This window comes from Marinobacter salarius (genome assembly GCF_032922745.1).
Classification (GTDB): Bacteria; Pseudomonadota; Gammaproteobacteria; order Pseudomonadales; family Oleiphilaceae; genus Marinobacter.
The window spans coordinates 3,194,942-3,216,608 of record NZ_CP136693.1 but is presented as its reverse complement, the minus strand read 5'-3'; the positions used below and the strand labels follow the sequence as shown (position 1 = coordinate 3,216,608).

Here is a 21,667-nt window from a genome sequence, read left to right as displayed (position 1 = left end):
CTCTGGGGGTGGAACCGGGTGATTGTTGTTGCTGATCCAGAGTTTTACCGGAGTGACGGCTAAATTCAAGAGATTGTTGGGTTTGCTGTGTTAATCGGGATACCCCGTAATATCCCGAATTTTACGGTACAGCGGCTGAAGCTGGGGATACATCTTCAGGTACACCTCTCGATACAGGCGCTCGTAGAGTTTCTGGGTGTCGGCCTGCGGATGGAAGACATCACCCACTCGGGTCATCGCGTTCACCGCCGTCTCGAAATTCGGATGAAGCCCCAGGCCAACGGCAGCGTCGATGGCGGCGCCAAGACCGGACGTTTCGTAGGTATGAGGCCGTTCTGCGGGCAGTCCGAAAACATCGGCGGTCAGTTGCATGGCGGCATCGCTCTGGGAACCGCCCCCGGCGACTCTCAGCCTGCGGATGGGGACGCCACTGCGTTTCTCGATCCGTTCCTTGCCTTCGCGCAGGGCGTAGGCCAAGCCTTCCAGTATGGCTCGGTAGATGTGGGAGCGGGTGTGGACGTCGCCAAACCCGATGATGGAGCCCTTGGCTTCCGGCCCCGGCTGGCGAACCCCGGGTGACCAGTAGGGTTGCAGCATCAACCCCATCGAACCGGCGGGAACGGCCCGAACCAGTTCATCAAACAGGACTTCCGGCTCCACGCCTTTCTGCTCAGCCAGTTTCTGTTCCCGTAGACCGAATTCGCGCTTGAACCAACTCACCATCCAGAAGCCACGGTAGATCATCACCTCGGTGGAATAGTGACCGGGCAGGGCGGAGGGATAGGGCGGCATCATGCGTACCGGTTCCAGGTAACGCTTGCTGGTGGTGTTGATGGTGGCCGTGGTGCCGTAGCTCATGCAGCCCACCTCTGGTGTCAGGCCGCCGGAGCCGAGGATTTCACAGGCCTTGTCCGACGCCGCTGCAATCACCGGGAGTGGCCCCGGCAGGCCAAGGTGCCGGGCCGCGTCTCCGGTGAGATCGCCGATCTTGTCGCCGGGCTTAACCAGTTCCGGCAACATCTCACGGCGAACGGGCATGGTAAGCCACTTGAAATCACGTGGGCCGGCCCACTGGTGGCGTTTGTAGTCGAACGGGATATACCCCACCTGGCTGCCCACGGAGTCTCTGAACTGGCCTGTCAGGCGGTAGTTCAAGTAGCCCGACAGCAGCAGGTAATGCCGGGTGGCCGCCCAGATTTCGGGCTGGTTCTGGGCAATCCAGTTGGCCTGGGTTTTCTCTCGGATGCGGTCAACGGTGGGTTCCAGACGAATCAGCTTGAACAGCCAGCCCCATAAACCGGGCACAGGCCCTTCAACCCGGGCGTGACGTTGGTCGAGCCAGATGATGGCTGGCCGGAGTGGCTTGCCATGTTCGTCCAGATTTACAACGGTGCCACGCTGGGTGGTCAGCGTTACCCCGGCCACTTGAGTCGGCAAGGCATCGGTGTTTTTCCAGAGCAATTGGCACGCCTTACCGAGGTTTTCCCAAAAATACTCCGGATGTTGTTCCGCCCAGCCCGGCTGCTCGGAGAAGTAGGGTTCAATCTCCTGTTTGCCCTTGCCAACGAGATTGCCCTGAGTGTCGAATAGCAGGGCCCGCACGCTCTGGGTGCCGTTGTCGATAGCCAGGATGAGCGGTTTGATCGTGTTCATCCAGTGGCCCCCGGTTTGGCCGGAAATGTGGCCGGAAGCGAGTAGCAAGATCGCCAGAGCTCCAGATAACGTGCCTCTTCCCGTTCCCAGGTGGTGTCGTCCCAGCCCAGGATGGGTTTGCACAGGCAACGTATGTCCGGGAGCAGGCCTTTACCGCCTTTTGGAAGCACCAGCCCGAGCCGGGTGCGGCGCAACATCAGGTCATCCAGGTGGATCACTCCGGTATTGGCGGCCGCCCAGGCCAACTCCGCCCACAGGGTGTCGGTGCCGCCAACGGTTTCATGAGTTCCGGCACGCAGGACCTCTGCCAGAGCAGGGCCGTAGAAGCCCTGCAAGCGATGCCAGTTCTGGTGGCTGATGGCGTCAGGACGTTGGAGGTCGGGGGGCGATGCAAATACCGGCAGCGCATCGCTTCTGAGATGAAAGCCCGGCATTTGCCCCCGTTCGAGTACTTCCCGGGCGATCAACCGGAAGGTGGTTAACTTGCCACCGGCGACGCTGATCAGGCCATTGTCGGACCAAATCACATGCTCCCGATTTTCCTTTGAGGGTTTTCGCGTTCCCTTTGATTGATTAAGCGTGGGTGATTGGGTGACAACAGGGCGCACTCCCGCCCAGGTTGCGATCACGTCACGCTCGGTGATGGCACTGCTGGGGAACAGGCTTGAGGAGATCTTCAGCAGGTAGTCGAGCTCCTCCCGGTTGATGGCGGGCTCATGGGACAACGATTCTGTGTGGTCGAGGTCCGTGGTCCCCAGCACCGTCGTGCCTTGCCATGGGAAGGCGAATACCGGCCGACGGTCCTCCGGATGAAACAGCGACACCGAACAGGACACCGGAAGACGCGAATAAGGAATAACCAGGTGGCTTCCCCTCAGGGGACGTATTCGGGTGTCACTACTATCGGTCTGCTTCAACTGGCCCGCCCAGGCACCCGTGGCGTTAATAACCAGTGGGGTGTTGACGATCCTTTCCAGCGTTTGGGCTTCTGTGCTGGTGTCCAGAAGGTGAACGCCTGTGACGGCGTTGGTTTCACTGTTGCGGAGAACTGCCTGCGCCTTCATGTAATTCAGGCAGACAGCACCGTCGGCCTCGGCTTCTTCGAGTACGCGTTGCACCAGACGCGCATCGTCGGTAACGGCATCGGTGAAGCCGCTGGCACCAGTCAGGTGGTTGGTGGACAGGCCCGGCACCCACTGCGATGTGTCTGCCGGGCTGAGTCGCTGCCTGGATGGCTGTCCTGAAAGTCGGTCGTACAGACGCAGCAGCAGCTGGAACAGCTTGGGACCGGGGAACTGTTTCTGGTAGTGAGGCATTATGAAGCGCAGGGGATCGATTAGCCCAGGCGCTTCTGCCAGCAGGCGCTCACGTTCCCGCACCGCGTCCCGTGTCAGGCGAAAGTGCCCGCTGCCGAGGTAGCGCAGGCCACCGTGGATCATCTTCGAAGAACGGCTGGAGGTCCCCCAGGAGAAGTCTCGTTGCTCTACCAGTAAGGTGCTCAAGCCGCTGCCGGCGGCTTCGCGAGCGATGCCCGCTCCGGTGATGCCCCCGCCGATCACCACCACATCGAAGGTGGCGTCGCCACGGGCCAGCTGGTCAAGTTTTTGTTCGCGCGTTAGTGGCATTACTTCTGAACCAGTGTTTGTGGGTTCATCAAGCCGGCCGGATCGAATGTCTGGCAAAGAGATCCGATGGCCAGCATGCCCAGCTCGCCTTTTTCGACCGGCAGGAAGGGCGCGTGATCCTTGCCAACGCCATGCTGATGGCTAATGGTGCCCCGGTTGTTAACGATAATCTCAGAGGTGCTGGTTTTCAGGGTTTTCCAGCGGGCCAGGGTTTCCTCGTAACTGTCGGCCACCCGGAACACATAGGTGGTGTAGAGGCTGCAGCCCTGGGTATAGAAATGCGAAAGATGAGTGAAAACGTGAACCAGCTCTTTCTTTTCATTCAGCTGGTTACGGAGGTTTTCTTCAATCTGGTTTAAGAGTTTGTCGACGTTGTCCCAGTCGGTGGCGGTTTCCAGGGTATCAACGGCGTACCCGAGTTCCCAGAGGGCTTCTCGCAGGTACGGCATGGTGAAGCGTTTGGCGGCCCATTTATCGCCCAGCTGTTTACCGGTGTAGATTCCACCAAACTCGCGGCAGAGTTCGCGAGTTTCCTTTAGGGCATTCCGGCATTGGCGTTTGCTGCCTGTGACGCCAAACGTCATCATGCATTTGCCGTCTTTGGCGCCCCGCAGGCCCAGATAGGACTCAAGCAGGCCAATCATCCCGGGGTGGCCCGCCAGGGCAAGCTGGGTTTCGGTCTCGGTGGCGTTGCTCAGGCGCAGCATCGAGAGCTGGGTGCGGTTCTGCACCAGCTTGCGACACGCTGTTCGAGCCTTGTCCCACGAAGGGAAGAACATGACATGAAAGCTTTCATGGGCCGGCAAGGGCGTGACACGCACTTTCACTTCAGTGATCAGGCCGATTCTACCCTCGGAGCCCAGGATCATCTCGCGGATGTCCGGGCCGGCACTGGAGGCGGGAATCGTGGGGATGTCCAGCGTGCCTTTCAGGGTTTCGATGCGGCCCCCGGCAAACAGCTGCTCGATACGACCATAGCGGAGTGATTGCTGCCCGCTGGACCGGCTGGCGACCCAACCGCCAATGGTGGACAGTTCGAAAGACTGCGGAAAGTGCCCCAGGGTATAACCCAGAGCCCGTAACTGTGACTCCACCAACGGTCCCGGGGTGCCAGCCCCAAAAGTGGCGATCTGGCTTTCCCTGTCCAGGTCTATCAGGCGATTCATCCGCCCCATATCAACGGTCAGCACTGGCTGGTCGCCGGCCACGGGGTTGATGTGGCCCGCCACGCTGGTGCCGCCGCCATAGGGGATGAGAGCAATACCGTTCTCGTCGGCATACTGAAGCAGAGCCTGGACATCCAGGGACGACTCCGGATAGGCAACACCATCGGGAAATACGCCAAAGTCGCCGCTGCGCATGGCGAGCCAGTCTGCGAGGCTTTGCCCGCGGGCGTGACGCACCCGATCTTCGGCCGCGTCGATACAGGCCGGATTCGGGGGCAGCCTACTATCTGGCACCTGAGTGCAAACCTGTTCCAGAGATACATCCGCGAGTGGAACGGCACTCCCTACGCGCTCGTCCAGAAACCGCTGCCCCTCTTTGGGTAACTCAAGATTGAACTGGTCATCTCCCCAGCCGTTCCAGCGTCGCATGTTGGCCGTTCCTTATTGGTAAATGTGTGTGCGTCTGATTACTCGTGGGGCAGATTGTACCGCCGGGTACTGTTAACGCAGTGTCGTGTGACGACAAGTCTTGTGTCTTATGCCGACAGCGGTGAGTCTAGCGAAGGCTGTCCACCATGCGATCATTGAGGCTTTGCCAGTGCTCCAGTTTTCTCGCTTCCCCGATTCGTTCGGAGTCACCACCGGAGCGGTTCAGCCAAAGGCCGTCACCGTTAAAACTGTAGACCGGTTCCAGGTCCCGTCTCTGGGACGCGGGTTTGATCTCATTAATAAGGTTGTCGAGGATCAATGGATCGGCGTCGGGCTCGGGATACCACGCCAACACCATATGCGCCTGGTTCAGCTCCAGCGCCTTGACGTAGACAATGCGTAGTTGCTCGTCGGGAACGCCCATGGATTTAAGGGTGAGGTATTTTGCGATGGAGAAGTCCTCGCAATCTCCGCCGTTGGTGGTCAGCAATTCAACGGGCGTCGCCCAGTAGTCTTCTTCTCCCCAGTGGGCAATGTCGCTGACAAACCGGACCCGGTTAAAAAAGGAATTCACGAGCCGGAGCTGTCGGTCGATGGCTGCCCGGGACGCCATATCGTAGAGGCTCTGCCAGGTTTCCAGCCGGCCGTGGGCCTCCTCGCCGAACTCCGAACGCACGTAGGACATGAGTCGTTCGCTGAGTTCGAAGGCGGCCACCGATAGCGTGATGACCATGAGTAGCATGGAAAGCAGGGAACCGCGGCGGCGAGGATTCGATGCGGCCGTCTCCATGGCGGCCCTCAGTTGTTGGCTCTCAGGCGTTCACGAAGTTGTTCCAGGCGCTGCCGAATTTCCTCCCGGCGTTGGTCGCTGGTGTCTGTGTTGGCGGAGGAGGCGCGTTTATCTACGCCTGATGGACGTATCTGTGTGCCACGGGGCTCTTCCTGGTCCTCGGAGGTTTGCGTGGAGGCCATCGAGATACCGGATCTGTCCTCGTCTTCTGGAAAGTAGAGATTTTCCAGCTTGCCGCCACGCTCAATAATGATTCGATTGGCACGTACTGATCGAAGTGTGGCGTTGCCGGGCAGCTGATCACCGACAAGATAGGCTTCGGTGTTTCGTTTGTCGTCTTCAACCAGGGCGCTGCCGGGAAAGTCGCCGGATGCAGCCAATACACCGCGGAGAAACAGACGCAGATTGGTTTCCGGCAGGTTCTCGGTGTCGGGTTCCGATTGGGGGACCTCTTTGCCAGGTTCTCCAAACAGGGCAAAAGAGGCCAGGTTTACCTCTGGTACCTTCCGGGTGCCGGTTTCCGCTATTGCCATGCCTGTAGCGGAAGTGGTGTCGCCAGCACTGGTTTCAGCCTGCCAGAAACGAACGCCCTGCCACGCTGTCACAGTGATCATGGCGATGCCTGCGACGATGGTGAGTATCAGTGGTAACCTTGAACTGGTAAAAAGCATTGAATGTCCCGAAAAGAGCAGGTGTGGGCCGGCAAAAGGCCCACAGGTTATCAGACTGCAACGATTTATTGGCAGTATAGTGTATAGAGTTATTCAGCGGTTCCATATCCTATGGTAGCCTTCCTGAATTAATTGAATAAAAAGGGATTCTGGAACATTTTTCTTTCCGCCCCGGCAACAAAACGAGGACGATCGTGGACACAGACACAGAACTTCAGCCGCAGGATGCTCCGCTCGGCCGTTTACCTTTCACGTTCGCCAAACGCAACGGTGTGATCCTGACCCGTGACGACGACGGCGATCCTGTAATCCTGGTAAGGCCCGGGGCGGGTCATTCGGCGCTGGCGGAAGCCAATCGCATCAGTGGTGGGCGCGCCAGGTTCTCTCCCATTGATCCGGCCCGGTTCGACGCGGCGCTGAATGCGGCCTATCAGAATGATTCCGCCGAAGCCATGCAGATGGTGGAAGGTATTGGCGATGATATGGACCTGGCGTCGCTGGCGGATTCGGTACCGGAAACCGAAGATCTGCTGGAGCAGGAAGACGACGCCCCGATCATCCGGCTCATCAACGCCATTCTTACCGAGGCGGTCAAAACCAGCGCCTCTGATGTCCATATCGAAACCTACGAAACACGGCTTGTGGTGCGCTTCCGGGTGGACGGTGTACTTCGGGAAGTGGTGCAGCCCAAGCGTGCGTTGGCGCCCTTGCTGGTGTCGCGGATCAAGGTTATGGCCAAGCTGGACATCGCAGAAAAACGGGTGCCACAGGATGGTCGTATCGCTCTGCGAGTTGCCGGACGTGAAGTAGACATTCGTGTGTCCACCATGCCGTCATCCAGCGGTGAACGGGTGGTATTGCGTCTTCTGGACAAGCAGGCCGGGAGCATTCGCCTGGAATCCCTGGGTATGGCAGGCGGCGATCTGAAAACACTGCGCCGGCTGATCTATCGGCCCTATGGCATCCTGCTGGTAACCGGTCCCACCGGTTCTGGTAAATCGACAACGTTGTATGCGTCGCTGCAGGAAATCAATGATCGCAGTCGGAACATACTGACCGTTGAAGACCCGATCGAGTACAACCTGCCAGGTATTGGCCAGACCCAGGTCAACACCAAGGTGGACATGACGTTCGCGCGTGGGCTCCGGGCCATTCTGCGTCAGGACCCGGATGTGGTCATGATTGGTGAAATCCGTGATCTGGAAACGGCGGAAATCGCCGTCCAGGCCAGTTTGACCGGTCACCTGGTGTTGTCGACTCTCCACACCAACACAGCAGTGGGTGCGATTACCCGCCTGATGGACATGGGCATTGAGCCGTTCCTGATTTCTTCCAGTCTGGTGGGCATCGTGGCCCAGAGATTGGTTCGGGTACTCTGCAAGGACTGTTGTGAACCCTACACGCCGAGCGAAGAGCATTGCGAATTCCTGCAGCAGGACCCGGCCAATCCGCCGACGATTCATCGCGCCAAGGGTTGCGAACATTGCAACCATTTGGGGTATCGGGGCCGTATAGGCATATACGAAGTGGTCGAGGTCAACGAGGAAATCAGCTCATTGATCCATAAACGGGCAGGGGAGCTGGATCTCGAACACGAGGCCAGGCTCCATGGCCCCAGCATCCATGCCGATGGCGTCCAGAAAATCCTGGATGGGGTGACCACGGTCGAAGAGGTCCTTCGCGTGACCCACCGGAGCAGATAACTGCATGCCAGCATTTGATTACAAGGCGCTCGACAGTCGCGGAAAACAGAAACAGGGCGTTGTTGAGGCCGATGCACCAAGGGCGGTTCGCCAACAATTGCGTGAACGGGGCCTGACGCCCCTGGCGGTGGAGCCGGCCTCGGAGAAACAGGCCCGGAGCAACCCATTGAGCAGCCGGGGCAGCCTGGCCACGGCGGATCTGGCCCTGGTGACCCGTCAGTTGGCGACGCTTATCCAGTCCGGCATCCCCATTGAACAGGCGCTTTCGGCGGCCGCCCAGCAGTCTTCGAAACCGCGTATTCGCAGCATGCTGATCGCCATACGCGCGAAAGTGATGGAGGGTTACAGCCTGGCGGATAGCCTCGGTGAGTTCCCCCGGGCGTTTCCACGGCTCTACCGTTCCACTGTGGCGGCGGGTGAACACGCCGGGCACCTGGATTTAGTTCTCAACCGGCTGGCGGACTATACCGAGGCCCGGCAGGAGGCCCGTCAAAAAATCCAGTTGGCGGCCATTTACCCAATCATTCTCAGCGTTGTGGCGATCGCCATTGTGGTGTTCCTGTTGACCTATGTCGTGCCGGACATCATCGAGGTGTTTGTGAAGCAGGGGCAGGAGCTTCCGGCGCTGACGGCAGCCATGCTGGCGGTCTCTGATTTCCTCGGCAACTACGGTATCTATCTGCTGATATTGATCATTATTGCACTGGTTGCTTTCCGGTGGTCATTAAAGAAACCTTCGTTCCGGCTCCGCTTTCATAAAAGCCTGCTCAACATGCCGCTGTTTTCAGGCATGGTTCGTGGCGTCAATACCGCGCGCTATGCCAGTACACTGAGCATTCTGACCACCAGCGGCGTGCCGTTGGTAGAAGCCATGCGTATTGCCGGTGAGGTGCTCTCGAATGACCACCTGCGCGAGGAATTGCGGGATGCAGCAAGAAAGGTGAGTGAAGGCGGTTCCCTGCATCGCTCGCTGGACCAGACGGGTTACTTCCCACCGATGATGCTGCACATGATCGCCAGCGGTGAAGCCAGCGGCGAACTGGACAGTATGCTGGAGCGGACAGCGACGATGCAGGAGAACACTCTGCAATCCAAGATTGCCGCCATCGTGGGCCTGTTTGAGCCGATGATGCTGCTGTTGATGGGCGTGGTTGTGTTGATTATCGTGCTGGCAATCATGCTTCCAATCCTGAATATGAGCAACCTGGTTGGCTAGGCCAGGACCGGCGGGCCAACCCCATTTCCAAACCCAGAGATAGGGACAGATGAAGAGCGAAACAATGAAATATCAAGTGGCACAACGGGGTTTCACCCTGATCGAAATCATGGTGGTCATGGTTATTCTGGGCTTGCTGGTAGCCATTGTGGCGCCCAATATCATGGGGCGAAGTGACCAGGCCCGTGTGACGGTTGCCGAAACACAGATGAGCAACATCGCAAACGCGCTGGATCTCTACCGCCTCGATAACAGTCATTACCCGTCAACCCAACAGGGCCTTGAGGCACTGGTGTCCAAACCCAGCGGCAGCCCCGAGCCGAGGAACTGGAATCCGGAAGGGTACCTGAACAGCGTTCCTGAGGACCCCTGGGGCGCGCCATACCAGTATGTTAATCCAGGCAGGGAAGGCCCCTATGACCTGTATTCCTATGGTGCGGACGGCCGGGAAGGCGGTGACGGCGACAACGCCGACATCAGTGTATGGAAGGTCAGGGACTGATCGTGCTCTCCAGGACGCGACAGTCGGGCTTTACACTGATCGAAATACTCGTTGTCCTGGTGGTGGTTGGACTGCTCGCGGCGCTTGCCGTTATGTCGATGGGTGGTAGCTCGCGTGATCGCGAGATGGAAAATGAAGTACGCGAGCTTTACCTGCTGATGCAGACTGCCTCAGAGCAGTCGATACTGAACAATACTGAGTTGGGCCTGATCCTCGAGGATGACAGCTATCGTTTTGTCGCCTGGGAAGAGTTGAGTGGCGAATGGAAGCAGCCAGCCGAGCGGATGTTCCGGACACGAAGCTTTCCGGAATGGATCACGGTGACTGAATACATCGAAAGCGATACCCCACGCCTTGCATCAGACGAAGATGAACTAAGGCCAGATGTGGTGTTTTTCTCCAGCGGTGAAACCACGACCTTTGAGATTGAGTTCCTTGTTGGCCGAGACGATTCCCGGATGCACACCATCGCGTCTGATGGCATTTCTCCCCTGGAATGGCGCCATCCCGGGAGTGAGGAGGGCGAGGAAGAATGAAGGGGCAACGCGGTTTTACACTGATCGAGGTCCTGGTGGCTTTGCTGGTGTTTGGCCTGATTGCGACCGCGGCCGCTGAGGTTGGCAGTCAGTATATTTCCAGTTATGAGCGAATTCGCGACAAAACCCTGGCTGGCTGGGTGGCAGACAATCGCATCAACGAAATCCGGCTTCAGGAAAACCTTCCCTCTATTTCAGAGAACTCGGACGACATCGAATATGGGGCCTATCGATGGCAGGTAACGACCGCTGTCCTTGCCACAGAGGACCCGTCCATTCTTAGGGTTGAGGTATCGGTGGCGCAATACCGCGGCAACAGAACGGAGCCCGCCCCGATTCACACGTTGTCTGCATTTATTGGTGAGAACTGATGTCGGCCCCCATGATCGTTTCCCAACACCGGTCGCATCCTTCCGCTCAAGCGGGCTTTACCCTGATGGAGGTGCTGATCGCGGTAACCATCACCGCTGTTATCGGCCTCGGGGTATGGCAGGTGCTGGGCAATGTGGTCTCGTCCAGGGATCGGGTCAACGAAGTGGCGGAACAGTTTGATGACATTCAACGCACCATGCTCTTGCTGGACCGGGATATTACCCAGGTGGTGAACCGGTCCGCCCGTGACATATACGGCGATTTTCGTCCCGCACTGACCAGCCGTGAGGAGGAATTTTCGTTGATTCTCACCCGTCAGGGGTGGCGCAATCCGCTTGGAACCCGACGCAGCAGTCTGCAACGGGTGGGCTGGGAATACACCGGGGACGAATTGCGCCGGCGGTACTGGGTAACCGTCGACAGGGGGCAGGAAGACAACAGCCAGGACCTACTTCTGCTCACTAACGTGACCGACTTCTCCGTCCGCTTTCTGGATGACCAGCGAAACTGGCGGGATGAATGGCCTGACGAAGAGAGTATGGCCAACACGACGCCGGGTACGCGCCCCGACATTCCCTTACCGTTGGGTATTGAGGTCACCATAGAGCACGAACGCTTTGGTGAGCTGGTAAGGACCTTTACGCTTCCTGATTTTGATAATGACGTTGCCCAGGGTGTGGTGAACAGCGCCAACGACGCCGCGGATGATCAGGACGATGACCAGCAACAGGACCAGAACCAGAACTCTTCCGAAACAGGAGCAGTTGGTGGCTAAACGTCCATTCAACGGAAGACCGGCTAATTCCCAGGGCGGAGTGGCGCTGATCATGGTACTCCTCGCCATGGCACTGGTGGTCATGTTGGCCACAGGCATGACGCAGCAGCAAAGCGTGCGGGTGTTCCGCGCCAGTCACTACCTTGCCCAACAGCAGGGGCACAGCGTCGCCCTGGGGGCGGAAGCTTTCGCCCGCCAGATTCTGGTACGGGACTTTGAGGACGATAAGGAAAACAACCTTATGGTGGACAGCCTGGATGAGTTCTGGGCCAAGAATGCCGCAATCCTCCCTCTCGATGATAATGGCGTGGTTGAAATTCAAGTTGATGATCTCGGCGGCCGGATCAACCTTAATGATCTGGTGAGTGCCAACGGACAGGTCGACCCTGTTGTTCGTGATCGTATAGCCCGTTTGCTCCTGGTTCTTGAAATCACCAGGGTCAAAGTCGATGCGCTGGTCGACTGGATCGATCCGAACGACCAGACCATCAGCGCCGATGGAGCAGAGGACGGGCGGTACCTGTCTGAGGATCCGGCTTACCGGGCCGGCAACCAGCCCTTTGTCGATGTCTCCGAACTCCGCATGATCGATGGTATGACCAAGGAAGCCTACCGGGCACTAAGGCCTCACGTATCGGCGTTACCTGTGACCGGCTTGGGCATCAATGTGAATACCGCGACGGCACCGGTACTCAGGTCCCTTCACGAGGAACTGACACAGGCGCAGGCAGACGCTATTCTTGAGAGGCGTTTGGAGGAGCGCTTCGAGAACGTACAGGACTTCCTGGCGTTACCGGAGTTCGCCGGCCTTGGCCTCAAGTCAACCGGCCTGGGCCTGCAGACTCGTTTTTTTGAAGTGGTGTCGCGTATTACTTACGATAATCGGGTTGCCAACCTGGTCAGCACGGTTTATCGCAGCCCGGAAGGTGAGATGCAGACCGTTTCTCGTGACATCGGGCAAAAGAATCGCATTACCAAAGAACCGTTCAGCGTCTCCGAGGAATAGGGAAGTCCGGTGCCGCAAAATCGTTACAAAAAGAACCGATAACCCCGAGAGGGTTTCGAAAAAGGAAACTGTTCAGAATGTCATATCGCCTCTACGTCAGGCCGCGGCCACCGTTCGCGGACCTCGACGCCAACCCGGAAGCCCAGTTGTACAATTGGGTGCTGGTGGATGCCAGTGGAGATGCCCAGGCCCGGGGAACAGCGGATTCACAAGATGTCATTGAACAGACCCTGACCCAGAATGACCTTGAGAACGTGCTGTTGGTCGGCCTCATCCCCGGCGACGAAGCGTTGTTTTGCGTAGCTGACATTCCCGCTAAACAAACGCGATTTGTGCATCAGGCGCTTCCCTATGCGGTTGAGGAACAGGTTGCCCAGGATATCGAGAACGTTCATCTGGCCCTTGGCAACCGCACGGAGAAGGGTTTTCGGGTGGCCGCTATAGACCATGGGCAAATGGCGGAATGGGTGGCGATGTTCAGTGGGTGGAATCACCTTAAGCTGGATGCGATCTACCCGGATTCCAGCTTGCTGCCCGTCACTGAAGGTGGTTGGTCGGTATGTTTGGATGGCGATTCCGCCATGCTGTCCAGTGACCAAGGGGAATGGCTCAGCGTGCATGCGCGGAACCTGGCGATGTTCGCTCAGACGCTCGCGCTTCCGCCTTCTGATGAAGTGGTTGCCGAGGTGCCGGTCACGGTCTACGGCACTCAGCAGGAATATGAGCGTCAGCAGTCTGACTTGAGCGAGTTGAAATCATCTGGGCGCTTGACGGTCCGCGAGGAAACGCTTGAATTGATGCCTCTGGAACTGCTGGCACATTCCCACCATCATCACCTTTGCCAACCGATCAACCTGTGCCAGGGGGCCTATAGCATCCGCACGGGTAAATCGAGTGTGTTGGGCGCGTGGAAACCACTTGTTGCCGTGGCCTGCGTATGGTTTGTGATCCAGATTGGCGTGGAAGTAGGTATGGGGTTCTATCACCAGCAGCAAGCCGACGAGATCCGCGGACAGGCGATGGCGGTTTATCGTGAAGCCTTCCCGGGAGATACCAGGACCCATTCAGGAAACGTACGCCGGGTTGTTGAAGGCCAAATGCGTCAACTTCAGGCGGAGGGGCCGGACGCCGGTTTTATCACGTTGATGAAGTACACGGGTGAACAGTATTCGAAGATTCCCGATTCACGCGCTGTCAATTTCAATTCGGTTAACTACAGCCGGAATCGAGGGGAACTTGTGGTAGATGTGCGGGCGGACAGCTATGACAAGCTCAGTACCCTGAGAAATGGCCTGACCAGTCGGGGATTGGAAGCGAAGATCGGCTCGGTGGTTAATGAATCCGATGGCGCCCGCGGTCGCCTGACGGTTTCGGGAGGATAATGGCATGTTAAACAGGATCAAGGAACAGCCAGCCGTCGGAAAACTCATCGCCCAGTATGACCAATTGCCTCGCAGGGACCAGCAGGCTCTGTCGGTTCTTGCGATGGCCGTTCTCCTGGGCATTCTCTACTTCGGAGTTTGGCGCCCCGCCACGGAGTTCCATAGCCAAGCCGTGGGCGAGAGGGATCGCGCCACCGAGTTGCTGGCGTGGCTTGAGGCCAATCATCAGTCATTGGAACGTCTGTCCAGTACTGGAACGTCTCAAGGCGCTGCAGGTGCTGATACGCCCGCAGACGGCCGTGCGCTGATGGCACTGGTGACGCGTAGCGCCAGCGAGGCAGGCCTTTCCCTGCAGCGCTTTGAGCCCAGCGGGGAGGACGCCATTCGCGTCTGGCTCGAGGGCGTACCATTTACCGAAGTGGCAAGTTGGCTGGAACGGTTGAACACCGGCCACGGTGTCCGGATAGATCAGGCATCCATGGACCGGCAGAACGACCCGGGAATTGTAGCCGTACGTCTGACACTGACGATCTGAGACAGGCAACTGGAGAGCATCTGATGAACGACGGTACAGAAAACAAGAACAATCCGCAGCCGGTCATTGTCCGCCTTGACAGGAGCGCCCGAAATGAGGCGATTTCCATACTGGTTCATGCCTACCGTGACGAGCCCACGTTCCAGTACCTTTTTGACCACGGTCGCCCCGGTTACCAGCAACGTGTCCGCGCCACCGTTCGGGAACTGATCGACCTCTATTTTGATCTGAACCAGGACGCTGTTGGCGTATTGGTGAACGATACACTTGTGGCCGTTGCTTTTATTGGCGAGCCTGAACTCCGGCTGAATCTCGCGGAGCAGTTTAGTTGGCGCATTCGTATGGTTTTGACAACAGGGTTCGCCTGCACCCGTCGCTACCTGGATTACCATGAGAGGATACGGGAAATGCTCCCCCAGCCCCTGGCTCACCAGTTGCCGTTGATGGGGGTGAATCCGAACTATCAGAACAAAGGATATGGGCGATTGCTGTTATCCACGGTTGAGCGGCTCTGCGGGGAAAATCCCCGGGGGAGTGGGCTTGTCCTGGATACGGGCAACAGCCGATACCTTCCCTTCTACGAGTCAGAAGGGTTCCGAAGCCTTGGCACTATTCGGCTGGGGAGCTTTGAGGATCATATACTATTCCGCGAGGTCCGCCCCGACGAACAGGCGGCGGCATCCGGTTGAACCAACAGATTGTCGAAAACGACAGGAGATACTGTGTCTGACAGACAGGATTTTGATCTTATTGTTGTGGGAGCCGGCTCCGGCGGTGTCAGACTGGCGCGCATGTCGGCGGCCAAGGGAGCTCGAGTGGCCGTGGTGGAATCGCGCTACCTGGGCGGGACCTGCGTCAATGTGGGTTGCGTACCCAAGAAGTTGTTTGTCTATGGTTCCCACGCCGGAGAAGACATTGAGGACGCTGCGGGGTATGGATGGAACGTGCCCGGCGACCAGGTGAGTTTTGACTGGACCAGACTGGTTGCCAACAAGAACGCAGAAATCGAACGTCTTAACGGGATCTATGGGCGTATGCTGGCCAATGCCGGCGTTACGGTGATTGAAGGCACCGCGTCGCTGACCGACGCTCACACCATTGTGGTGGGAGAACGGTCCTATACGGCGAAGCATATCACCATTGCCACCGGCAGCTGGCCAGTGGTCCCGGATGTGCCCGGCAAGGAGTGTGTTCTTACCTCGAACGAGATGTTTTACCTGCCGCAACTGCCGAGGCAGGCTGTGGTCTGGGGCGGTGGTTACATAGCGGTTGAATTTGCCGGTATTCTTGCCGGGCTTGGCGTTAAGACGACACTTCTTTATCGGGGGGACCTGTTTCTTCGCGGCTTCGATGAGGACATCCGAGAGTTTACCGCTGCGGAAATACGCAAGAAGGGCGTGGACCTGCGCTTTGGCGTCAATATCGAATCCATCGAGAGCGAGGACACCCACTACAACCTCGACCTGACCGATGGCTCCCGTATGAACACTGGTCTTGTGATGGCGGCTACCGGGCGCCGTGCATTGGTGGATGGCCTGGGGCTTGAGGCACTTGGGGTTCAGCTCAGTGCCTCCGGCCATGTGGTTGTGGACGATCACTTTCAGACGGCCGTGCCCTCCATTACAGCCCTCGGAGATGTTATCGGCACACCGCAACTGACGCCGGTGGCGCTGGCACAGGGTATGGTGCTTTCTCGCCGACTGTTCGGAGACGGCCAGGGCGAGATGGACTATACAAGCATTCCGACGGCGGTATTCTGCCAGCCCAATATCGGAACGGTCGGCCTGACGGAAGCTGAGGCAAGGGAGGCCGGGCATAAGCTCCGTATCTACCGGTCGGAGTTCAAACCGATGAAACATGCCTTGAGTGGGCGGGATGAGCGGTCACTGATGAAACTGGTGGTGGACGCTGACACAGACCGGGTGCTGGGTGCTCATATGGTTGGGCCCGATGCGGGGGAAATTACCCAGGGGATAGCGGTTGCCCTGAAAGCTGGCGCGACCAAAGAGCAATTCGACAGCACCATCGGTATCCATCCGACCTCCGCCGAAGAGTTCGTCACCATGCGTGAGCCCGTCGCGTAACCTTTCCGTCTTACGAAGGGCCGCTGGTTACACCCGTATCCAGCGGCTGAGTACCACTCTCAGATTTTCTTTTCTTACTGGCTTGGCCAGGTAATCGTTCATGCCCGCTTCTCGACAACTGGATTCGGTTCCCGGGAGGACGTCGGCTGTCAGCGCGATAATGGGTGTTCCGCCCTGGCCGTTACTCTTTTCCCATTCCCGGATACAGCGGGTTGTTTCATAGCCGTCCATTACAGGCATCTGGCAGTCCATCAGGATAACGTCGTAGCCTGAGTGGTTGGTCTGGACAAGTTGCAGCGCCTCCTCACCATTGGCAGCAGTATCTGTGTCAAAGCCTAACCGTTTAAGCAAAGCGGTGGCGACCCTCTGGTTCACAATGTTGTCCTCTACGACCAAAGCGCGGGCTTGCTCACTGCCGGCTTCGATGGGGGCCTTTTCTGCCTGCTCAAAGTGATCTCCCTGGGTTGCCAGTTCAAAGGGTAGTTCAAAGCGGAACTGTGACCCTTTCCCAATGTCCGTTTGAACTTTAACGTGGCCTCCCATCAGTTCCACCAGTCTCTGGACCAGCGAGAGCCCCATTCCGGTGCCGCCATAACGACGTGAATCACCGGTATCGAGTTGCTCAAAGGAGTTAAAGATGTCTTGAATCCGCTCGACCGGAATGCCACAGCCCGAGTCGCTGACAGTGCAGTTGAGCACCAGACAGTTCTCTTCAACGGCGAAAAAGCCAGCCTGAACTTTGATGAAACCGTCGCCTGTGAATTTGATGGCATTATCGATAAGGCCCGCCAGGATCTGACGCAGGCGCGGAGCGTCACCCAGTACAACCAGATGGTCTGGCCAATCTCCCGTGAATAGGGTTGACAGGACCAAACCCTGCTGCTCCGCTACATGACGGTAGCTGGCGGTGCAGTTGGTGATGAGTTCTTTCAGGTCAAATTCGCGGCTATCCAGTTCCAGCGTACCGCGGTCAATATGGGAGTAGTCCAGGATGTCATTAATAACCGTCAGCAAATCCTCGGTGGACTGCCGCGCTGTCTGGAGATAGTCTTTCTGTCGAGCGCTCAGGGCTTCATCGGTCACAAGTTCGATCATCCCCAGAACACCATTGAGCGGTGTTCGTAACTCATGGCTCATGGTGGCAAGAAACTCGGATTTGGCTCGATTCGCCATTTCCGAGCGTTCACGGGCTTTTTCAGAGGAAGCCAGAGTTTCATCCCTGGATGCTTTGAGATTTCGAAGATGCCTGGAGAGGGCGTTCAGGCTCTCCTCCAGTTCCTGGGTTTCCCGGGTGGTACCTGTAAGGCCGACCTCAACTTCTTCGTATTCGCGATTGGTCAGTTTTGCAACCCGACGGGATAAGCCGTGGATAGGTGAGACAATGCTATTCAGCGAATGATTGACGATTAATAGCGTAAACAACAGCAGCGAAAAACCAACCGCTAATGATGTCCAAAGGATGTCTTGCTGGCGTGCAGCGAGTTGGGCTTTGTTGACACCGACCTGAACCGTACCCACACGAAGCGCTCCCGACCCGAACCCGTAGTTTGGTTCGAACCATTCGTTCTGGCGCTCTTCACCTAGGTCTAGCGGCTGTTGGAGTATCTCTGATTCAAAGACGTCGAAGGTGTCCTCAGCACTGATATTGCCAGGGTCGTCTGTGGAGACAAATCCAACCTCGTCATTTACCACGTTAGAGACGCGGATCCATTGGGCCCGACTACGCCGCAATGATTGCGACAGTATCTGTTCAAGGGAGGCCGCGTTCCCTGAAACGACGGCGTACTCAACCGCTGGAGCGAGGCTGTCAGCAAGCATTTGACTACTGTCCGAAAGGTCCTTGCGAGCGTCGTCAAGCCGTGCAGACGTAAAGAACACCATCAGCACGATGAACATGACAGTCGCCGGTGCGGCACCCAGTAGCAACAGCTTCCGCGTGAGGGAGATTGGCCTGCCCATACGCTTAATCATCAGACGCCTCCTTGGAACCGGCAAGCCGCTCGCTGACAGACTCGATAATTTCCTCACGGTCGGGCAGCGGAATGTTCAGTGAACGCGCAACCTGGCCGTTAAGCTCGATTCTGAAAACGTTGGGATAGGCGGGCGGGGGGAACTGGCCGTCGAGGCGGTATTGTTCTATGTATTCAGCCGCCAGTTTGGCAATCTCGGTTAAAGGTGTATAGGTCGACGCCAGCGATCCCGCTTTAACATAGGCCTGACTGGGGCCGATAACAATGCGGTTACGACGGTAGGCGGTCAGCAGGATGTGTTTGATAGTCCTGGGGTTGTATATACCACTGTCCGGCGCGGCCAGAATAAAGTCACCATAGTTCAGCGCATGAATGAGCGTTGGTATCAGGTTGTCGTCGGAGCTAACGACAAATACCCGCGCCTCGAGGCCGTAGGTTGGCAATTTGTCGACCACAGGCTCGTAAAGCTCAATGGTTTCGGGACGGGCAAGCATCGCCACTCGGGTCGCATGAGGCAGGATCTCTTGCCCAGCGACGGCCTGTCTGATCAATGGGGGGTTGTACAGTATGCCGGAAACCGAACCCGCGGAGCGCTCAGCGTATCCGTCAATAAACGATTGATCCACAAGCAACGCCAGGATAGGCACATGACGATTTTCCTGCCTGACCCGTGTAAAGGCTTTTGGTCCGAGCGTGATGACTGGTGTGGTATTGTCCTGAGACGTCTGGCCGCTACTGAGGGAGCGAATGGTGGCGGTACTTCCCAGCGCCTCCTGAAGAAGGGAGCGCATGCGGCGGTTTAAAGCCGAGTTCTCGGAACCGGCCAGATACACCTGGGAATCGGACGTGGATTGCGCGCGAACAGGCTGAAAAGACAAGGACAACACGACAAGCAGGAACAGTACGGCGCTGACCAGTGCGCGCCGACTGGCATCGCCGCTTGTATCTCTCCCTATTTTAGTGTTGTGCGTTGGTTTCATACCGTCCAGGGTCGGTTATCGTCCGTGTGGTGCTTTTAGAATCTTACGCCGACTTCAGCGAAGAATTGGTTATGATCCCTGATAATGTTATCGGGGCTCAGATCCGTCGTGTCCTGGTCCAGATAGTGTTGCATGGTAACGGCAAACTCATAGCTGTAGCCGGTTTCGAAAATGCGCCTTGCCAGTCTTAGGTCCAGACGTTCAAACTGTGAACGTCGGAACTCATCCGCAAAATAGTACGCTGCGGACGAGGTCAGATTGAAAGGCAGGTCCTGTATCCACGCAAAACTTCCTGAATGCCTGACCGACAACCGCCCGAGCAAGTCAATGGCGTATCGTTTGTCACCGGCATCACGATCATTGGCGCCGGTATAGCGACCGTCCTGATCCAGATAAGCATAGCTCATCCTCAGCTTCGTACCGGGAAAGTCCAGTGACGCTTCGACTTCAAAGCCTTTTTGATCGAGTGCGACATTGTTGTCAATGGTCCAGTCTTCTTCGTTGATAATGCCACTGATCATGTCGCGGAGTTTGTCGTTGAAATATCGAACTTCCAGTGACAAGGTAGATCTGTCCAGGTAATACTGACCAAAATAGCTTATTTCCCGGGAAATTATGCGCTCTTCTTCAAGTGTTTTGCCATACGTCGACGTGGCGGGGTCGACCAGATTAGCCACCAGGAACCGTTGCCCTTCAAGGAAAGCGTAAGGCGGCTGGACATTCCTGGGGCGATAGGACCAGTCCGGATTCTGCTCGAACGCATCCGGCGTCCGGACTGCCTCGGAGTAGACAAATCGAAGCGTGTGGTTATTCGCCAGGATGAAGTTGGCAGCCACCCTGGGTGAAAAGTAGCCTTCATCCGTGGTGGTGGTTTTTTCCCAATTGCCGCCAGCGTTCAGGGTAAGCCAACGTAAAGGGGAATACTCAAGGTTCGCAAAAACCTGCGACTGGTAATTGTTACCGCGGCCATTGAAATAGGTTTCCGATCGATAAGTGTCCTTACGATAACCAAGACCTGATACCAGTTTGAGGTCCGGGTTGAACAACAGGGTATCCTGGATTTCGAACTCCAGGCGGGATTCCTCGATGTCTTCATTCAAGTTTGCCCTGAAAGGGTCTACTTCGTTCGCGGCGCAGGGGACGAGATCAGGGCTGTTTCCCTGAAGAATATTGTTAAAGGTATCCCCGGGAATGCAGATGCTCCAGCGCTGCCGTCGATCATAGTTTTGGAAGCTGGCCTGAACATGATAGAAATGGCTTTCGGAGGTCGTTACGTTCAGGCGGGTTTGTAGATAGTAGTCATCGACGATGATGTCAGGGTGGTCATTGGCGCCGAGCTTCCCGTTCTTGATCTGGTCCTCCTCGTCAACGCCATCCACCACACCGCCGCGCAAGTCCAGACTGTACTGGCTGTTCAAGAACAAACTGCTGTCGTACGTAAAGGTGTTGATGTCATAGCCATCATGGAAGGGGTAGTAGATGTCATCGTCTACCTGCTCATCAAAGCCGTCCGATTTTCGCTTCTCGTAGGCCAGGCGCCAGTTGTAGTCGCCAGAGGCGTTGCCGGCGGAACCAAACACTCTTTTATAGCCTCTGGAGCCGGTAATGGCGCGGGCTTCGATGCCGGCCGTATCCTCGGGCGCACGGGTGATGATATTGATGGTCCCGAGGAAGGCATTGATGCCATACGCGGCGCTGTTTGGGCCACGGCTGACCTCGATTCGTTCTATCAGCTCCAGGGGAACCGGCATGGTATTCCAGTCCATGTCGGACAGGTTAGGGCGGTACGACGTACGGCCATCGACCTGAACCTGCAGTCGGCGCTGCTCGTAATGTACAGTACCGTGGTAGCTCGTTACCGGACTGTTGCTCCCAACCTCGGCTACCGTCATGCCAGGGACCAGGCGAAATACTTCAACCAGGTTCATGATGCCGAGATCCCGGATCATTTCGCCGGTGATGATGGTGGTCGTGCCGGGCACACGTGACTTCGGTTGCCTGAGACGGGTTGTGGTCAGTACCTCTGGAATTCTGGAATCCATTTCAAAGGCTTCCGGTGAATCGCCAAGCGCTGCCAGCTCGAAAGTTTGCTCGTTGCTTTCCTCCGCTACCGCCGCTACCACCGGAACAACGGCGATGAACGTGCCCGCAAACACCGAGATCAGGCGACTGCGATACGCATTAGGGCGAACAAGCCCCGGAATTTTAATGAGATAGGTCGTAACGGGCATGAGTGTCGTTTTATACTTTGCCGAGTGTGGGATTTTTTTAT

Annotated in this window: 19 protein-coding genes; 11 read left to right on the top strand and 8 right to left on the bottom strand. The window is 57.2% G+C overall.

Features of this window, described 5'->3' with window-relative positions:
* Positions 1-90 precede the first annotated feature (90 nt).
* The 5 genes from R1T46_RS14870 to R1T46_RS14850 form a co-directional block, all read right to left on the bottom strand.
* Positions 91-1,653, bottom strand: a complete 1,563-nt coding sequence (locus R1T46_RS14870) for an FGGY-family carbohydrate kinase (protein WP_317305962.1) — start codon at positions 1,651-1,653, stop codon at positions 91-93.
* Positions 1,650-3,278 (bottom strand): glycerol-3-phosphate dehydrogenase/oxidase, encoded by a 1,629-nt coding sequence (locus R1T46_RS14865; protein ID WP_317305960.1) that lies wholly within the window; start codon positions 3,276-3,278, stop codon positions 1,650-1,652. The genes R1T46_RS14870 and R1T46_RS14865 overlap by 4 nt, the downstream gene beginning before the upstream one ends.
* Positions 3,278-4,873, bottom strand: coding sequence for an FAD-binding oxidoreductase (locus R1T46_RS14860; RefSeq protein WP_213480099.1), 1,596 nt, complete (start codon positions 4,871-4,873; stop codon positions 3,278-3,280). The genes R1T46_RS14865 and R1T46_RS14860 overlap by 1 nt, the downstream gene beginning before the upstream one ends.
* 127 nt (positions 4,874-5,000) lie before the next feature.
* Positions 5,001-5,663, bottom strand: a complete 663-nt coding sequence (locus tag R1T46_RS14855; protein WP_213480098.1) for a transglutaminase-like cysteine peptidase — start codon at positions 5,661-5,663, stop codon at positions 5,001-5,003.
* Between the two features lie 8 nt (positions 5,664-5,671).
* Positions 5,672-6,334 carry a type II secretion system protein N gene (locus R1T46_RS14850; RefSeq protein WP_317305959.1) on the bottom strand — a complete coding sequence of 221 codons (663 nt, stop codon included), beginning with the start codon at positions 6,332-6,334 and terminating at the stop codon, positions 5,672-5,674.
* A gap of 194 nt (positions 6,335-6,528) precedes the next feature.
* On the opposite strand from R1T46_RS14850, the gene gspE reads away from it, so the two are divergent.
* From gspE to gorA, 11 genes are all read left to right on the top strand, one after another.
* On the top strand, positions 6,529-8,037 hold the full coding sequence (gspE, locus tag R1T46_RS14845) for a type II secretion system ATPase GspE (protein ID WP_213480096.1): 1,509 nt from the start codon (positions 6,529-6,531) through the stop codon (positions 8,035-8,037).
* Between the two features lie 4 nt (positions 8,038-8,041).
* On the top strand, positions 8,042-9,253 hold the full coding sequence (gene gspF, locus R1T46_RS14840; RefSeq protein ID WP_213480095.1) for a type II secretion system inner membrane protein GspF: 1,212 nt from the start codon (positions 8,042-8,044) through the stop codon (positions 9,251-9,253).
* 64 nt (positions 9,254-9,317) lie between these two features.
* Complete coding sequence (gene gspG / locus R1T46_RS14835; protein ID WP_228301494.1) at positions 9,318-9,755, top strand: type II secretion system major pseudopilin GspG; 438 nt, start codon at positions 9,318-9,320, stop codon at positions 9,753-9,755.
* A complete protein-coding gene (gene gspH, locus R1T46_RS14830; protein ID WP_317305958.1) occupies positions 9,737-10,291 on the top strand; it encodes a type II secretion system minor pseudopilin GspH in 555 nt (184 codons plus the stop codon). Before gspG ends, gspH begins: the two co-directional genes overlap by 19 nt.
* Complete coding sequence (gene gspI / locus R1T46_RS14825; protein WP_317305957.1) at positions 10,288-10,662, top strand: type II secretion system minor pseudopilin GspI; 375 nt, start codon at positions 10,288-10,290, stop codon at positions 10,660-10,662. Before gspH ends, gspI begins: the two co-directional genes overlap by 4 nt.
* Entirely contained in the window at positions 10,662-11,438 is a 777-nt protein-coding gene (gene gspJ / locus R1T46_RS14820) for a type II secretion system minor pseudopilin GspJ (RefSeq protein ID WP_317305956.1), read from the top strand. The genes gspI and gspJ overlap by 1 nt, the downstream gene beginning before the upstream one ends.
* Positions 11,431-12,444: a type II secretion system minor pseudopilin GspK gene (gene gspK, locus R1T46_RS14815; RefSeq protein ID WP_317305955.1), complete on the top strand. Its 1,014-nt coding sequence runs from the start codon at positions 11,431-11,433 to the stop codon at positions 12,442-12,444. Before gspJ ends, gspK begins: the two co-directional genes overlap by 8 nt.
* 77 nt (positions 12,445-12,521) lie before the next feature.
* Positions 12,522-13,826 carry a type II secretion system protein GspL gene (gene gspL / locus R1T46_RS14810; RefSeq protein WP_317305954.1) on the top strand — a complete coding sequence of 435 codons (1,305 nt, stop codon included), beginning with the start codon at positions 12,522-12,524 and terminating at the stop codon, positions 13,824-13,826.
* A 4-nt stretch (positions 13,827-13,830) separates the two neighbouring features.
* A complete protein-coding gene (locus tag R1T46_RS14805) occupies positions 13,831-14,361 on the top strand; it encodes a type II secretion system protein M (protein WP_317305953.1) in 531 nt (176 codons plus the stop codon).
* 23 nt (positions 14,362-14,384) lie between these two features.
* Positions 14,385-15,050, top strand: a complete 666-nt coding sequence (locus R1T46_RS14800; RefSeq protein ID WP_317305952.1) for a GNAT family N-acetyltransferase — start codon at positions 14,385-14,387, stop codon at positions 15,048-15,050.
* A 33-nt stretch (positions 15,051-15,083) separates the two neighbouring features.
* Positions 15,084-16,445, top strand: coding sequence for a glutathione-disulfide reductase (gorA, locus tag R1T46_RS14795; RefSeq protein ID WP_317305951.1), 1,362 nt, complete (start codon positions 15,084-15,086; stop codon positions 16,443-16,445).
* A 27-nt stretch (positions 16,446-16,472) separates the two neighbouring features.
* Here gorA and R1T46_RS14790 read toward each other — a convergent pair whose 3' ends face one another.
* The 3 genes from R1T46_RS14790 to R1T46_RS14780 are packed head-to-tail and all read right to left on the bottom strand — an operon-like array spanning position 16,473 to position 21,626.
* Positions 16,473-18,416, bottom strand: a complete 1,944-nt coding sequence (locus R1T46_RS14790; protein ID WP_317305950.1) for an ATP-binding protein — start codon at positions 18,414-18,416, stop codon at positions 16,473-16,475.
* Complete coding sequence (locus R1T46_RS14785; RefSeq protein ID WP_317305949.1) at positions 18,409-19,395, bottom strand: ABC transporter substrate-binding protein; 987 nt, start codon at positions 19,393-19,395, stop codon at positions 18,409-18,411. The genes R1T46_RS14790 and R1T46_RS14785 overlap by 8 nt, the downstream gene beginning before the upstream one ends.
* Before the next feature lie 35 nt (positions 19,396-19,430).
* A complete protein-coding gene (locus tag R1T46_RS14780; protein WP_317305948.1) occupies positions 19,431-21,626 on the bottom strand; it encodes a TonB-dependent receptor plug domain-containing protein in 2,196 nt (731 codons plus the stop codon).
* Positions 21,627-21,667: the final 41 nt, after the last annotated feature.

What these genes read in the sequence shown, in the direction of transcription:
- R1T46_RS14870 (WP_317305962.1), bottom strand. Translation starts at nt 1,653, where the DNA reads ATGAACACGATCAAACCGCTCATCCTGGCTATCGACAACGGCACCCAG.
- R1T46_RS14865 (WP_317305960.1), bottom strand. Translation starts at nt 3,278, where the DNA reads ATGCCACTAACGCGCGAACAAAAACTTGACCAGCTGGCCCGTGGCGAC.
- gspI (WP_317305957.1), top strand. Translation starts at nt 10,288, where the DNA reads ATGAAGGGGCAACGCGGTTTTACACTGATCGAGGTCCTGGTGGCTTTG.
- R1T46_RS14785 (WP_317305949.1), bottom strand. Translation starts at nt 19,395, where the DNA reads ATGAAACCAACGCACAACACTAAAATAGGGAGAGATACAAGCGGCGAT.
- gspG (WP_228301494.1), top strand. Translation starts at nt 9,318, where the DNA reads ATGAAATATCAAGTGGCACAACGGGGTTTCACCCTGATCGAAATCATG.
- R1T46_RS14805 (WP_317305953.1), top strand. Translation starts at nt 13,831, where the DNA reads ATGTTAAACAGGATCAAGGAACAGCCAGCCGTCGGAAAACTCATCGCC.
- R1T46_RS14790 (WP_317305950.1), bottom strand. Translation starts at nt 18,416, where the DNA reads ATGATTAAGCGTATGGGCAGGCCAATCTCCCTCACGCGGAAGCTGTTG.
- gspJ (WP_317305956.1), top strand. Translation starts at nt 10,662, where the DNA reads ATGTCGGCCCCCATGATCGTTTCCCAACACCGGTCGCATCCTTCCGCT.
- R1T46_RS14780 (WP_317305948.1), bottom strand. Translation starts at nt 21,626, where the DNA reads ATGCCCGTTACGACCTATCTCATTAAAATTCCGGGGCTTGTTCGCCCT.
- gspL (WP_317305954.1), top strand. Translation starts at nt 12,522, where the DNA reads ATGTCATATCGCCTCTACGTCAGGCCGCGGCCACCGTTCGCGGACCTC.
- R1T46_RS14860 (WP_213480099.1), bottom strand. Translation starts at nt 4,873, where the DNA reads ATGCGACGCTGGAACGGCTGGGGAGATGACCAGTTCAATCTTGAGTTA.
- gspH (WP_317305958.1), top strand. Translation starts at nt 9,737, where the DNA reads ATGGAAGGTCAGGGACTGATCGTGCTCTCCAGGACGCGACAGTCGGGC.
- R1T46_RS14855 (WP_213480098.1), bottom strand. Translation starts at nt 5,663, where the DNA reads ATGGAGACGGCCGCATCGAATCCTCGCCGCCGCGGTTCCCTGCTTTCC.
- gspF (WP_213480095.1), top strand. Translation starts at nt 8,042, where the DNA reads ATGCCAGCATTTGATTACAAGGCGCTCGACAGTCGCGGAAAACAGAAA.
- R1T46_RS14850 (WP_317305959.1), bottom strand. Translation starts at nt 6,334, where the DNA reads ATGCTTTTTACCAGTTCAAGGTTACCACTGATACTCACCATCGTCGCA.
- R1T46_RS14800 (WP_317305952.1), top strand. Translation starts at nt 14,385, where the DNA reads ATGAACGACGGTACAGAAAACAAGAACAATCCGCAGCCGGTCATTGTC.